This window comes from Agrobacterium sp. LR_9 (assembly GCF_041954855.1).
In the GTDB taxonomy this organism is placed as follows: Bacteria; Pseudomonadota; Alphaproteobacteria; order Rhizobiales; family Rhizobiaceae; genus Agrobacterium; species Agrobacterium leguminum.
In genome coordinates, this window is the sequence record NZ_JAVAYA010000004.1 from 201,715 (window position 1) to 215,002 (window position 13,288).

The following is a 13,288-nucleotide window of genomic DNA, read 5'->3' on the forward strand; positions in this document are numbered from 1 at the left end:
CTTCGAAGAAAAGCGAAAAACTCTAAGTGGCGTTTCCGTTTGAAATGACCGATGCAAAAAGGGGGCCTTTCGGCCCCCAATCCATAGGTTCAATCTGAAAGCCCGACTCAGAACTCCGTCCAGTCCTGATCCTTGGCAGCCGGTGCTTCGGCCGCACCGCCGAAGGCGCGGGCGAGGCTCTGGCCAAGCGCACGGGCCGGCGAGGCGACAGGCCTTGCGGTTGCGGAGGCCGATTTTACCGGAGCCTTGCGGGCCGGTGCGGCCGGCGCGGGCTGGAAGGCAGGCCTGGCGGAAGACTGGCGCGGCGCGGAATAGCCGCCGGCGCTGGCAACGGCAGCGCGTGCGCCATCCATTCTGAACTGGCCGAGCAGGCTGTTCAGCGCTTCCGCTTCGCGGGCCAGCGAATGGCTGGCGGCGGTCTGCTGTTCCACCATGGCGGCATTCTGCTGCGTGCCCTGGTCCATGGTGTTTACGGCTGTATTGATCTCCTGCAGGCCGGTCGCCTGTTCGCGGGCAGCGACAACGATGGCGCTGACATGGGCATTGATCTCCTCGACTTCCGCCACGATGAGTTCCAGAGCCTTGCCGGTCTCGTCGACCAGATTGACGCCGTTTTCCACCTGCTGGCTGGAAGCGCCGATCAGCGTCTTGATTTCCTTGGCGGCATTGGCGGAACGCTGGGCGAGTTCGCGGACTTCCTGCGCAACCACCGCAAAGCCCTTGCCTGCATCACCGGCGCGGGCGGCTTCGACGCCAGCGTTCAAGGCCAGCAGGTTGGTCTGGAAGGCAATATCGTCGATGACACCGATGATGTTGCCGATTTCGCCCGAAGACTTCTCGATTTCACGCATGGCGGCAACAGCCTTGCGGACCACGACGCCGGACTTTTCCGCACCGGCGCGAGCGCGCTGGACCAGATTGCCGGCATCTTCCGCGCCGCGGGCGCTATCGCGCACCGTGGTGGTGACTTCTTCCAGCGCTGCGGCGGTTTCCTCGATGGAGGCCGCCTGCTGTTCGGTGCGGCGCGACAGGTCGTCGGCGGCGGAGAGCATTTCCGAAGCACCGGCATTGATCGCGGCTGCGTTCTCACCGACGGTGCGCAGCGCCTGCTGGAGTTTTTCGACGGCGCTGTTGAAATTCACGCGAACCGGATCGATGGCAGGCGCAAAAGGCGTCTCGATGCGATAGGAAAGATCGCCATCCGCGAGAGCGGCAAGGCCCTTGCCAAGCTCGGCGCTGGCAAAAGCGCTGGCGGCCTCGTCCTTGGCCTTTTCTTCCTCGTTGCGGCGGCGTTCAGCCTCCGTTGCGGAGCGCATGCGATCGGTCTCGCCGGCAAGGCGGGATTTTTCCAGCCCTGCTTCCTTGAAGACCAGAACGGCCTTCGCCATCTTGCCGACTTCGTCGCCACGATCCGTGGCCGGAACTTCCGTCGTCAGATCACCATCGGCAAGCCTGCTCATCGCCGCCGTCATGCCAACGATGGGCGTGACGATGGAGCGCGACAGCGCCCAGATGAGGGCAACGGCCAGAAGACCGGCAACGGCACCGCCACCCAGAAGCGCATATTTCAGGTTCATTGCGGCGGCCTGCTGTTCTGCCGCGTAAGCGGTGGACAGGCCGTTCAACTGTTCCTTGATCTTGGCGGCGGAGGCGCGGAAGCCATCGAGCTGGCCCTTGGCCTGATTGCGGCCGATCTCGATAATTTCGGAAATCGGCGCTTCGGTCGTCTTGCGTGCGGCGATCTGCGGTTCCGCCAGTTCCTTGAAGAACACGGTGGCGGATTTCTGCATGTCGTCGATGGATGACAGGATGTCCGGCCGGCCGACGGCCAGCGCGCGGGCCTCATCGAGCTTCTTCAGCATCAGATCGCGCTGGGCGAATACATCGTTGTAGGTGCTGTCGCTGCGAAACAGCAGGAAGCCGCGCTGGTTGACGGCCTGCTCCAGCATGGCGGCCGTCGCGCCATCCACGGCCTGAATGATATCCTTGGTGCGGTTGTTTTCGATGGTGACACGCTCGCTCCCCAGCGTCTGCCAGAATACGACCGCGGACGCGAGCAGGCACACACTCATCAAGGCACAGAAGGTGGCTATGAGCTTCAGATTGATGGGGAGGTTTTTAAGCGACATCGCAAACTCTCTCGGCGACCCGATGCCTCGAAGCAAGCGTCTGCGCTGCAACGGCCGCAATTTTGTGGATGGGAGGAGATGCCGTCATGGCAGGTTCCGGTGGCCGCACGGGCCTTGTGCACAAAGTGCAATACAAGCCTTTATATTGGATTAATCGAACATTCTGACTTTGCGGTGCAACATCAATGGGCGACAGCGGGCATCGCGGGCCTCTTTCAGCGATAAATCGCTTGCATCGGCGGGGTTTGGCGGTCATTGACACGGGACCATGTCCAAAACATCTGAAAATGAACGGCTTGACCAGCTTCTCGTGTCGCTCGGCCACTTTGCCAGCCGCTCGCGTGCGCGCGACGCGGTTGCGCGCGGCACCGTGAGTGTCAACGGCAAAATCGTCACCAAACCGAGCCAGACCGTCGCCGGCGACGCCGAAATCGCCATCAGCGATCCGGCGCAGGCCTATGTTTCGCGCGCAGCGCTGAAGCTCGTGGCCGCGCTGGATCATTTCCGGCTCGACCCCTCGGGCCATGACTGTCTCGATGTCGGCGCTTCGACCGGCGGTTTCACCGAGGTACTGCTGGAGCGCGGCGCCAAACACGTCACCGCCATCGATGTCGGCCACGGGCAGATGCATGCCAGAATCGAGAACGATCCGCGGGTGACCAATCTGGAAGGGCTGAATGCGCGCTTCCTGACGGCGGATGATATCGATGACCGGCCCATCGGCTTCATCGTCTCCGACGTGTCCTTCATTTCGCTGAAGCTTGCGCTTGCGCCGGCACTCGAGCTTGCGGAAACCGGCGCTCTCGCGGTTCTGCTGGTGAAGCCGCAATTCGAGGCGGGGCGTGACGCCATCAGCAAGGCCGGACTGTTGAAAGAACCGGAAACGGCGCCTGCCGTGGCCGCCGAACTGGAACGCTGGCTGACCGAGGACATGGGCTGGAAAAGCCTCGGCCTCATTCCCTCGCCGATTTCCGGCGGCGACGGCAACATCGAATTTCTTCTCGGAGGCGAAAAGCCATGAGCACACAGACCGTCACCATCAAGAGCCTCGGCGCGCAGGGCGACGGCATCGCGCACTGTCCCGACGGCCCGGTCTATGTGCCCTTCGCGCTGCCCGGCGAAACGGTCGCGATTGCGAAGGTGAAAGATCACGGCACCGTCATGTCGATAACGGAAGCCTCGGCGGAGCGCCGTGAACCGGCCTGCCGCCATTTCGGACCCGATGGCAAGAACGGCACCTGCGGCGGCTGTTCGCTGCAGCACCTCGCCGACCAGCCTTACCATGCCTACAAGCGGGAGCTGGTGGTTTCGGCACTGAAATCAAAGGGCCTGACGCCGCCGGTGGACGATCTCGTCATCTGTCGCCCCGGCGAGCGCCGCCGCGCGGTGTTTGCCGCCCGCAAGACGGAAAAGGGTCTGCTGCTCGGTTTCAGCCAGGCGAACAGCCATCACATCGTCGCTATCGAGGAATGTCCCGTCACCTCGCCCGGCATCGTCTCGCGGCTGGATGCCATTCGCGCCATCGGGCTTTCCATGGTGGCGAATGCCGAACCATTCCGCATGACCGTTCTCGAAACGCTCTCGGGTCTCGATATTTCGGTCGAAGGCATCAAGTCGGTCAGCGACAAGCAGCGGCGCACCCTCACGGAAACGGTGCTCGCCATGCGCGGCATTGCCCGTGTTTCGCTCTCAGGTGAAATCCTGATCGAACCGCAAAAGCCGATCATCGAATTCGGCGGCGTTGCGGTTTCACCCCCGGCCGGCAGTTTCACGCAGGCGACGAAGCAGGCGGAAGACGCCATGGCCGAGCTGGTGCTTGCCCATATCGGCAAATCGAAGCGCATTGCCGATCTCTTCTGCGGTTCCGGCACCTTCGCGCTGAGGCTCGCACGCATCGGCAAGGTGCATGCGGTGGAAGCAGAAGACAAGCCGCTGAAGGCGCTGGATTTTGCCGCCCGCAACACACAGGGCCTGAAGCCGGTGAGCGTCGAGAAACGCGATCTCTTCCGCCGGCCGCTGATGACAAGCGAACTGAAGAACTACGATGCTGTCGTGTTCGATCCGCCGCGCGCCGGTGCGGAATTCCAGTGCAAGGAACTGGCCCGCAGCACGGTGAAGAAGATCGTTGCGGTGAGCTGCAATCCGCTGACGCTTGCGCGCGATCTCACCATCCTTACGGAAGGCGGCTATCGCATCACCCGCGTCACGCCGGTCGATCAGTTCCTGTGGTCGCCGCATGTGGAAGCGGTGGCGACGCTGGAGAAATAATCACCAGGCCGTATCGACAGTGCCGTTACCGACCACGCCCGAGCAGCGGCAGGCGCCGCCCACGCGGCCCCGCTCAATGGGGCAGACATAGGGCCGGCGGCGATTGGCGCTCTCCGGCGGGGTGATGACGCAGACGAAACGGGCGCGGCGCTGGCGGTCGCGGTTGCGGCCGGAATAATAATCCGAGCCATCGTCTTCGGTAATGACGGATTGCGCCAGAATGACATTGCCGGCGGCAGCCGCCGGAGGGCGCGTTATCGCCGCCGCTTCAGTGACAGTGGCGGCGCAGAGGAAGACGGACAGGGCGAAAACGACGTGACGCATGCGGGTGGCTTTCGGGCGATGACGTTGCATTATTTAACCCAACCCATATTGCCCGGTTGCTTAACCGCAAGGAATTCCTGCCGGAACGCTTAACGGCGCATGAATGCCTCGAAGGCGGCGCGCGCTTCGGCGCTTTGCAGCTGCGCGATGAAATGACGGCCTTCCTCTTCGATGCGGGCGAGAAGATCGTCCGGGTTGCCGCGAACCAGATCGCGGGCGATCTTCAGCGCCTGCTGCGGTTTGGCCGCAAGCCGGGTGGCAAGCGCCAGCGTTTCGCTCTCCACATGTTCAGGGGCGACGACTTTCCAGATCATCCCGGCCTGCAACGCCTGTTCAGCAGTAAAACCTTCGCCCATGGCAAGCAGCGCAAAGGCGCGCTGGTGTCCCATGAGCTTCGGCACGAGCAGGCTGGAGGCCGCTTCCGGCACCAGCGCCAAATCCACGAATGGGGTCTTGAACAGGCTGCGGCTGGAAGCGACCGTCAGGTCGCAATGCAGGTTCAGCGTCGTGCCGATGCCGATGGCGAGCCCGTCGACGCCGGATACCATGGGCTTTTCGAAAGCGACGAGCGCTTTCAGAAGCTCAAGCGCGGCAAGCTTGCCCTTGCCGCCCGACATGGCGAAGGCCAGAAAATCGGCCATGTCATTGCCGGCGGAGAAGCAGCCTTCCGTGCCGAGAAAGGCGACGACGCGGATTTCCGGGTCCGCATTGGCGGCATGCAGGGCGTCTGCCATGCGCAGATACATGGCATCGGTGATGGCGTTTTTCTTGTCCGGCCGATTGAAGCGGATGGTCAAAACTTCCGGCGCATGGCCGACGCGCTCGACGAGAATGTGTTCGTCCGACATCTGAAGCTCCTCAAGCCAATACGGTGCGGGCGGCGGCAAGGCTTGCCGCACCTGATATAACGCGGTCCTTCAGCGCTGCCGTTTCCGCCAGCAGATTTTCCGCTGCGAAACGGCAAAGGGCCGCGCGATGCCCGCTCCTGCCATCATCGACGGCGGCCAATGCGCCCTTGGCGAGATAGGCGCCGGTGAGCGCCAGGCCGAAGAGGCGCTGATAGGGCGTCGCGCCGGCGAGCGCGGTTTCGGTTTCGCCTGCCTTGATGCGGTCCAGCAGCCAGTCGGTCGCCGTTTCCAGATCGGCGAGGCTGGCTTCGAGATAACGGCCGGTCTCGCCAAGATCGTCGCGGTTCGAAGCGGCTGTGCGAGCGGCGATCTCACGCAGTTCGGCGATGAAACCGCGCACCTGCGCGCCTTCGGAAAGGGGCAGCTTGCGCAGCACCAGATCGATGGCCTGAATGCCATTGGTGCCTTCATAGATCGGCGCGATGCGGGCATCACGCAGATAACGCGCAGCACCGGTCTCCTCGATAAAGCCCATGCCGCCATGCACCTGAATGCCCATGGAGGCGACATCGACGCCGGCATCGGTGGAGAAGGATTTGGCGATGGGTGTCAAAAGGGCAGCGCGCTCCTGCCAGTGAGCGCGCTGCGGGGCGTCTTCGCTCGCGTGCGCCATGTCAATGGCGTGCGCGCAGCTGAAGGAAATTGCCCGCGATCCTTGCGTCAGCGCCTTCATCGTAAGAAGCGTTCTGGCGATATCCGGGTGTTCGATGATCGGGCTCATGCCGGAACCCTGCCAGCCGGGCGCCTTGCCCTGCGTGCGCTCCCTGGCATATTCGATGGCCTTCTGAGTCGCCGCTTCGCAGATCGCCACGCCCTGCATGGCGACGGCAAGGCGGGCGTTGTTCATCATGGTGAACATGCAGGCGAGACCCTTGTTTTCTTCACCGACCAGCCAGCCGAGAGCGCCCTTCTCTTCGCCGAATTTGCCGTCGCCGAAGATCATCGTGCAGGTGGGCGAGCCGTGAATGCCGAGCTTGTGTTCGAGCGAATGGCAGAACAGATCGTTGCGGCTGCCCGGCGCACCGTTTTCATCGGGCAGGAATTTCGGCACGAGGAAAAGCGAGATGCCGCGCGTGCCGGCCGGCGCATCCGGCAGGCGGGCGAGAACGAGGTGGATGATATTGTCCGCCGCGTCGTGTTCGCCCCAGGTGATGAAAATCTTCTGGCCGAAGATGCGGTAGGTGCCGTCGCCATTGCGCTCCGCCCGGGTCTTCAGGACGCCGAGATCCGAACCCGCATGCGGCTCGGTGAGGTTCATGGTGCCGGTCCATTCGCCGGAGACGAGTTTCGGCAGATAGGTGCGCTTGAGGTCATCGCTGCCGTGGGCGACAAGGGCTTCCACCGCGCCCATGGTCAGCGTCGGGGCCAGCGCAAAGGCCATGGAGCCGGAATTCCACATTTCGAGTGCGGCGACATTCAGCATATGCGGCAGGTTCTGGCCGCCGAATTCTTCCGGCGCCGTCAGGCTGTTCCAGCCCGCTTCCGCCCAGCGGCGGTAAAGATCGGCCCAGCCATCCGGTGTCGTCACCTTGCCGTCGGCAAGCTTTGCGCCCTGGCGGTCGCCGATCTCGGCGAGCGGCGCGACCTCTGCGGTGGCGAAACGGCCGGCTTCGTGCAGAATGGCATCGACCAGATCTTCCCCAAGGTCTCCCAGCGCACCCGCAGACAGCGCGTCTTCAAGACCCGCTACATGTTTGAGTGTAAAGGCGATATCGTCCACCGGCGCGCTATACATGCTGCCTCCTCCCGAAGCTCTGGCATCTTGCTACTGCCTTCGGGCTAAATGATTTTTACGTAAACGTCAATTTGAAAATTCCCGTCATTTCGGCGGGATTGTTATAAAACTGTCATATGAATTTGCTCAGCATGCGCTGAAAGGCGCCTCGCCGCCGCCGCTCCCACACCGGAACGACGGACGCCTCCCTCCTCCCATCCAGCCGGTCAGGACTGCCACGATGGATCTCGTAACACCCGTTATTCCCGGCCTTGTCTGGGCCTATCAGTTTCATCCCGGCACAGCCCCCTGCCGGCGGCTCGCGCCCGATGCCGGCTTTCACGAAATGGCCGAGTGCGAAGGGTTCTTCTGGCTGCATCTCAACCTCGCCGATCAGCGTGTGGCAGGTTTTCTCGAGACCATACAAGGTCTCGATCCGGCGGCGCGGGCAATCCTCACCACCCATGAGACGCATCCGTCCATCGTGGTCGATGAAAAATCGCTTTACGGCACGCTTGTCGATTTCCAGCGGGAATTCGACAAGGAAACGCGCGATTTCGGCTGGCTGCATTTCGCGGTGAGCGACCGTTTCATCATCACCACCCGCCTGCAGCCGCTGCATTCGGTGGACCGGCTGAAAGCGGCGGTCGACAAGAATTCCAACCGTTACCTCACGCCATCACATGTGTTCGAGGGGCTGGTGGCGGAATTTCAGCGCTCGCTCATCAATCTGGTGATGGAGACGACGGAAGAACTGAACGCCATCGAGGATATGGTCTATGACAGCGAGAACCGTGACGAACGGCGGCGCCTTGCCCCGTTGCGCCGCACGGTGGTTCGCCTGCACCGGCATCTGCGCACCGTGCTGACCCTGATGCGGCGGGCTTCGGCCGCCGATGATGACGAGATGCCGAATGGTTTCGAGGATGTCGCCTCACGCCTGATGGGCCGTCTGGAGGCTATCGACCACGACGTCTACGCCCTGCAGGAGCGGGCAAGGCTGCTGCATGAAGAAATCGATTCCAAACTCTCGTCCGAAACCAACCGGCATCTTTATATCCTGTCGCTGATGACGGCATTCCTGCTGCCGCCCTCGCTGGTCACCGGTTTCTTCGGCATGAATACGGATGAGTTGCCGTTTACCGTCGGCACGGGCGGCACATTGTCGGCCAGCATCTTCATCGTGATTTCGGTTGTTCTCGCCTGGTTCGTGCTGAAGCGCGCGCGAATCCTGTAACGCAAAGAGCCGCCCGGCAATGACCGGACGGCTCTTTCAATTTCAGCCTGTATTCTATCAGCTGTAAGGCGAATAGCAGGGCTGGCGCGGACCATGGTAAGGCTGGAACGTGTTGCTATAGGCATCGTAGGAACGATAGCGGCCATAGCACCAGTTCACATGCGCCTGGCTCAGCCCGCCGCGGCGGACCGGGCGATATTCGCGATAGACCGGGCGCGGACGATATTCCGGTACCGGGCGGTAGACTTCACGCGGCTGCGAGAGTGCGCCGCCAATGATCGCGCCCGTCGCAAAGGCTGCGAGCGGGAACCAGTAACCGTCATGGTGACGATAGCCCGGACGGTAATCGCGATAACCACGGTGGCCGCGATACCAGCCGCGGCGATCGCCCCAGCCATCGCGATCACGCCAGTATTGGACGTTGACGATGTTCTTGCTGGCGTCGTTGCCGGTGGATTCAACGCTCTTCGGCGCGACGGGCAGCGGCATTGCGGCTTCGGCCGGAACGATCGCGCCTGCAACCACGATTGCAGAAAGACCGACAGCCAGGATATTCTTCACATAGCTTTTCATCTGACTTCCTCCATTCACGACGGTCGACAGGCCGTATAACGTGAATTTCTGTTGTTCTGATTTCCGCCTTTGTGTGGGCGGTGTCGTATACTTCTACAGCCTAGGGACGTGTGGCTGAACCCACGATTAACGGAGCGATCACGCTTCGTTTATCAAAACCCCGACAATTCCGGGCTCAGACAAAAGCCCGGTAAAGACCGGGCTTTTGCTTTTGCAATTAACGGCTGTATGGCGAGACGCAGATGCGACGCGGGCCGCTGTTGGGCTGATAGGTGTTGTCGTAGGCGCGATACGAACGCCAGCGGTTCTGACACCAGGAGACATGGCTGCCGCCATACGCCGGACGGGGCTGCTGCATTGCGCCGCCGATGATAGCGCCGGTGGCGAAAGCAGCGAGCGGGAACCAGTAACCGTTGTGATAACGGTAGCCCGGACGACGGTCACGGTAGCCGCGGTGACCATTGTAAAACCCGTCGCGATGCGGGGGCGGACGACGCATATGACGACCGTCCCAATGGCGGCGGCGATCCCACTCACGGTACTGTACGGGCACAACGTTTTCGGTCGCTACCGCCGGCTTGGAGATTGGCACCGGCACCTGAAACGCCTGCGATGGCGTGAAGCTGGTGAAGAACACGACAATCGCTGTAGCGACGCTCGTTGTCCGGAAATTCAGCATGATCTTCCTCCATTTGCTTTGACGCCTTTGTCAGCGTCTTTCACCGCTCTCTTGCCGGAGATCAGGGTCAGCCCCTTGCCCGAGAAGAATTCGATGACGTGCAAACGAGTTTCGGAAAATTTGGTTCCAAGACACCCATCCGGTGAAAGACGTATGAAATGAAACGCCTGCTCGTATCAGGCTTCCACCTTTACGTCGGTCAACGGGCGTGAGCAGCAGGCGAGAATATAGCCCTCCTCGATTTCCTCATCGAGAATGCCGCCATTGTGGTTCATCTCCACCTCACCGGAAAGCTTCAGCACCCGGCAGGTGCCGCAAATCCCCGATTCGCAGGCCGCCCCGATACGGACCCCGGCGGCGCGCGCCGTCATCAGAACCGTCTGGCCGGGCTGGCAGGCCAGCTCCTTTCCAGAAAGCGTGAAACCCACCATCGACAGCGCTTCGCCATCCGCACCGGTGAGAACTGTTTCACCGACCGAGACCGGGGCCGCCGGCGCGAAGCTCTCCTGATGATAGCGGCTCATGTCGAAGCCGGAGGCATCGAGCATCGAGCGGACGGCGGCCATGAACGGCTCCGGCCCGCAGCAGAAGACGGTGCGCTCCATGAAATCATGCGCGAGCAACGCGATCTTCGCCTTGTCCACCATGCCCTTGAGGCCGGACCACAGATCGGTGCGGCCGCATTTCTCGACAATGAAGCCGAGAGACAGGTTCGGCATGAAGCGGGCGAGATATTCCAGCTCGTGACGGAAGACGATATCGCCGGGTGTGCGCGAACAATTGATGAAGGCAATATCGCTCTGCGGGGCGCGGTCGCTCATGTCGCGCACCATCGACATCATCGGCGTAACGCCGGAGCCTGCCGAGATGAACAGATATTTGTCGCCGGGATGCTTGACGTAGGAAAAGTCGCCGAGCGGCCCGAGCGCCCGGATTTTCATGCCGGGCTTCAGATTGTCGAACATCCAGCGTGTGCCGATGCTGTTGGCCTGCGCCTTGACCGTCACCGACAGCGCATAGGGTCGCGACGGGCTGGAGGACAATGTGTAGGTGCGGTAAAGCGGCTCCTTGCCCACCGGCAATTCCAAAGTGACGAACTGCCCCGGCAGATAACGGAACCAGTTCTGATCCTCCGAGCGGAACAGGAACGTCATCACATCAGGCGTCTCGGGCGTCACCGAGATGCACTCCAGAAGCTGGAGCTTGTCGCTCCATGGCTTCATCTCGTCAATATGCTTATAGGTCACAACCATATTCATCTTCGCATCACGCTACAGCCGAAAGCCGGGCCTTATCGCCGGAGAGCCGGTCGACCATGAAATCGGAGTACCAGTTGACGAACTGCATCACGCCGCCCTCGTCCTCCATGGAATAGGGGCCCGGCTCATAGGCAGGGGAACGAATGCCGAAGGCATTTTCCTCGACGATGCGGCGGTCCTGATCGTTGGTCTCGTTCCAGACATGGGTGAGGTCCTCGAGATCGTAGTCCACGCCTTCGACGGCATCCTTGTGCACCAGCCATTTGGTGGTGACCATGGTTTCCGTGGCGCTGAGCGGCAGCACCCGGAAGGAAATGGTGTGGTCGCCGAGGAAGTGGTTCCAGGTCGTCGGATAATGGAACAGGAGCAGCGCGCCGATATGGCTGATGCTGACATCGTCAGACAGCGGCCGGCGCACGGCGCGCTTGCCGGACATGGTGTAGCTTTCCGCCTCGCCGATCAGCGGCATGCGGGCGACGCGGAACTGGCCCTTGGGGTCGATCTTGAAACGGCTCGGCAGGCCGGCGGCCTCGCAGCGTGCCCAGTGGCCGCCGATCTCTGGATCGCTCGCCCCGCCGTCCGTTCCCGTCACGCTCGGGTTTTCGGGATAGGTGCGGCAGAGTTCCGGATGGTTGGCGGCGCAATGGTAGCACTCGCGGTTATTTTCCCAGACGAGCTTCCAGTTGCCCTTTTCGATGATCGTGCTCTCATGCGCGACCTTCGCATCCCAGATGCGGTGCGGCGCCATGTAGCTCTCGACTTCCTTGCGCATGGGCTCGAAATCGGCCGGCTGATCGGCAAGGCAGATGAAGACGTAACCGGCGACGGTTTCGCAGGCGACCGGCTTCAGGCCGAAATCGCCCTTGTCGAACTCTTCGCCCATATGGCGCGCAAACAGCAGCTTGCCGTCGAGATCGTAGGTCCACTGGTGATAGGGACAGACGAGGCGGGCCGACTGGCCCTTCTGCGTGGTGCAGACGCGCGAGCCGCGATGGCGGCAGGAATTGTGGAAGGCGCGGATCTGCCCGTCACGGCCGCGAACGATGACCACGGAATAGGCCCCGACCTGCACGGTGAAATAGCTGCCGGATTTCTGCACTTCGCAATCATGGCCGACAAACAGCCAGTCGCGATACCAGATCGTTTCCATATCCAGCTTGAAATAATCCGGGTCCGTGTAGAAGGGCTGTTCCAGGCTGAAGCCTTCGCGGCGGTTTTTCAGCTGGCGCAATACGGTATCACGCAATTCCATGGCCAAATCCTCGATCAAACCGCCCTGCCCGACACCATTTGCGGGGTTGCGGAAGCATGTGCTCATCTAAACACCGGCGCTCATTTGCGGCAGCACAAACAGCGACATTACCTTCCGCATTGGCGACAAATTGCGACATGCTCAATTCGCCCTCTCAGCCCATTCCGCTGGGAAATCCAACAGCTATTCAATGACGGAAATGACGTCGCAATATGACGCATGATGGCGCGCGTCCTGCTCCCCACCCGTTAGAAAACGGGGGATGCGGCGCAACGGAGTATTAACGCACCCTAAATTATCTTGCCGGATCGACAGCAACGAGGGTGTTCCCGGTGGAGAAGGCGACACGCATACGCTATTTCGATGCGAGCAGGCATTCGGTCACACCGATACGCTCGAAGACCGCGCATTCCGATTTTCTGCGCACAGGGCGTATCAGCCGTTATGAAGAGCGATGGCTGCCGAAAGAACGCGTCTATTACAGCCATGACGAAGTGGCTGCGCTGACCGGGCGAAAGCTGGAAGCTGCCGCCGATGCCACCCACAGCCGTCTGAACGGCTTTCACCAGTCCATCCGTTTTCCGAAGATGGTTTTTCACCATCTGCTCAATGACCGGCCGCATCTCGGCTATTGTCACGTCACGGCGGCGAAAACCAGCTTCGATGCCGAGCGCCATGTGCTCTGGTCCTTCTATTTCGCGAATTTCTTCGCCGAGCTGAGCGGGGCCGAAAACTTCTTCGAAAATATCGATGCGCGCTATTCGCGGATGTATTTCGCCGTCGCCATCAACGCGCTTCCCGATCAGGAACTCGCCGTCGATACCTCCGTGCATCGCGGCGGCCTGCTGTTCCAGACCCACGATCCGCGGGTGGCGCTGAAAAACGTGCTCATGCTCGGCGCGCGATCCGAGGAGATGCGCAGGATCATCAAGGCGATATAAAACT

Annotated in this window: 12 protein-coding genes; 4 read left to right on the plus strand and 8 right to left on the minus strand. The window is 61.5% G+C overall.

Annotation, left to right across the window (positions count from 1 at the left end):
* Window positions 1-107: 107 nt before the first annotated feature.
* On the minus strand, window positions 108-2,129 hold the full coding sequence (locus tag RAC79_RS07375) for a methyl-accepting chemotaxis protein (RefSeq protein ID WP_174044008.1): 2,022 nt from the start codon (window positions 2,127-2,129) through the stop codon (window positions 108-110).
* Window positions 2,130-2,397: 268 nt separating this feature from the next.
* On the opposite strand from RAC79_RS07375, the gene RAC79_RS07380 reads away from it, so the two are divergent.
* On the plus strand, window positions 2,398-3,150 hold the full coding sequence (locus tag RAC79_RS07380; protein WP_174035689.1) for a TlyA family RNA methyltransferase: 753 nt from the start codon (window positions 2,398-2,400) through the stop codon (window positions 3,148-3,150).
* Window positions 3,147-4,397: a class I SAM-dependent RNA methyltransferase gene (locus RAC79_RS07385; RefSeq protein ID WP_174035688.1), complete on the plus strand. Its 1,251-nt coding sequence runs from the start codon at window positions 3,147-3,149 to the stop codon at window positions 4,395-4,397. The genes RAC79_RS07380 and RAC79_RS07385 overlap by 4 nt, the downstream gene beginning before the upstream one ends.
* Here the strand turns inward: RAC79_RS07385 and RAC79_RS07390 are convergent, their stop codons facing one another.
* The 3 genes from RAC79_RS07390 to RAC79_RS07400 form a co-directional block, all read right to left on the minus strand.
* Entirely contained in the window at window positions 4,398-4,721 is a 324-nt protein-coding gene (locus RAC79_RS07390; RefSeq protein WP_059760797.1) for a hypothetical protein, read from the minus strand.
* Window positions 4,722-4,810: 89 nt separating this feature from the next.
* Complete coding sequence (locus RAC79_RS07395) at window positions 4,811-5,569, minus strand: crotonase/enoyl-CoA hydratase family protein (protein ID WP_003521065.1); 759 nt, start codon at window positions 5,567-5,569, stop codon at window positions 4,811-4,813.
* 10 nt (window positions 5,570-5,579) lie between these two features.
* Entirely contained in the window at window positions 5,580-7,364 is a 1,785-nt protein-coding gene (locus RAC79_RS07400) for an acyl-CoA dehydrogenase (RefSeq protein ID WP_174038862.1), read from the minus strand.
* Window positions 7,365-7,584: 220 nt separating this feature from the next.
* Here RAC79_RS07400 and RAC79_RS07405 point away from each other — a divergent pair, with 220 nt between their 5' ends.
* Window positions 7,585-8,580, plus strand: coding sequence for a transporter (locus RAC79_RS07405; protein WP_174038860.1), 996 nt, complete (start codon window positions 7,585-7,587; stop codon window positions 8,578-8,580).
* Between the two features lie 57 nt (window positions 8,581-8,637).
* On the opposite strand, the gene RAC79_RS07410 is transcribed toward RAC79_RS07405, so the two are convergent.
* The 4 genes from RAC79_RS07410 to RAC79_RS07425 form a co-directional block, all read right to left on the minus strand.
* Window positions 8,638-9,153 (minus strand): BA14K family protein, encoded by a 516-nt coding sequence (locus RAC79_RS07410; protein WP_142843970.1) that lies wholly within the window; start codon window positions 9,151-9,153, stop codon window positions 8,638-8,640.
* A 217-nt stretch (window positions 9,154-9,370) separates the two neighbouring features.
* Window positions 9,371-9,832 (minus strand): BA14K family protein, encoded by a 462-nt coding sequence (locus RAC79_RS07415; RefSeq protein WP_065654339.1) that lies wholly within the window; start codon window positions 9,830-9,832, stop codon window positions 9,371-9,373.
* 176 nt (window positions 9,833-10,008) lie between these two features.
* Window positions 10,009-11,091, minus strand: a complete 1,083-nt coding sequence (locus tag RAC79_RS07420) for a hybrid-cluster NAD(P)-dependent oxidoreductase (RefSeq protein ID WP_174038859.1) — start codon at window positions 11,089-11,091, stop codon at window positions 10,009-10,011.
* Between the two features lie 7 nt (window positions 11,092-11,098).
* Window positions 11,099-12,343, minus strand: coding sequence for an aromatic ring-hydroxylating dioxygenase subunit alpha (locus tag RAC79_RS07425; protein ID WP_065654836.1), 1,245 nt, complete (start codon window positions 12,341-12,343; stop codon window positions 11,099-11,101).
* A 332-nt stretch (window positions 12,344-12,675) separates the two neighbouring features.
* On the opposite strand from RAC79_RS07425, the gene RAC79_RS07430 reads away from it, so the two are divergent.
* Entirely contained in the window at window positions 12,676-13,284 is a 609-nt protein-coding gene (locus tag RAC79_RS07430; RefSeq protein ID WP_065654341.1) for a DUF6656 family protein, read from the plus strand.
* The last annotated feature ends 4 nt before the right edge of the window (window positions 13,285-13,288 follow it).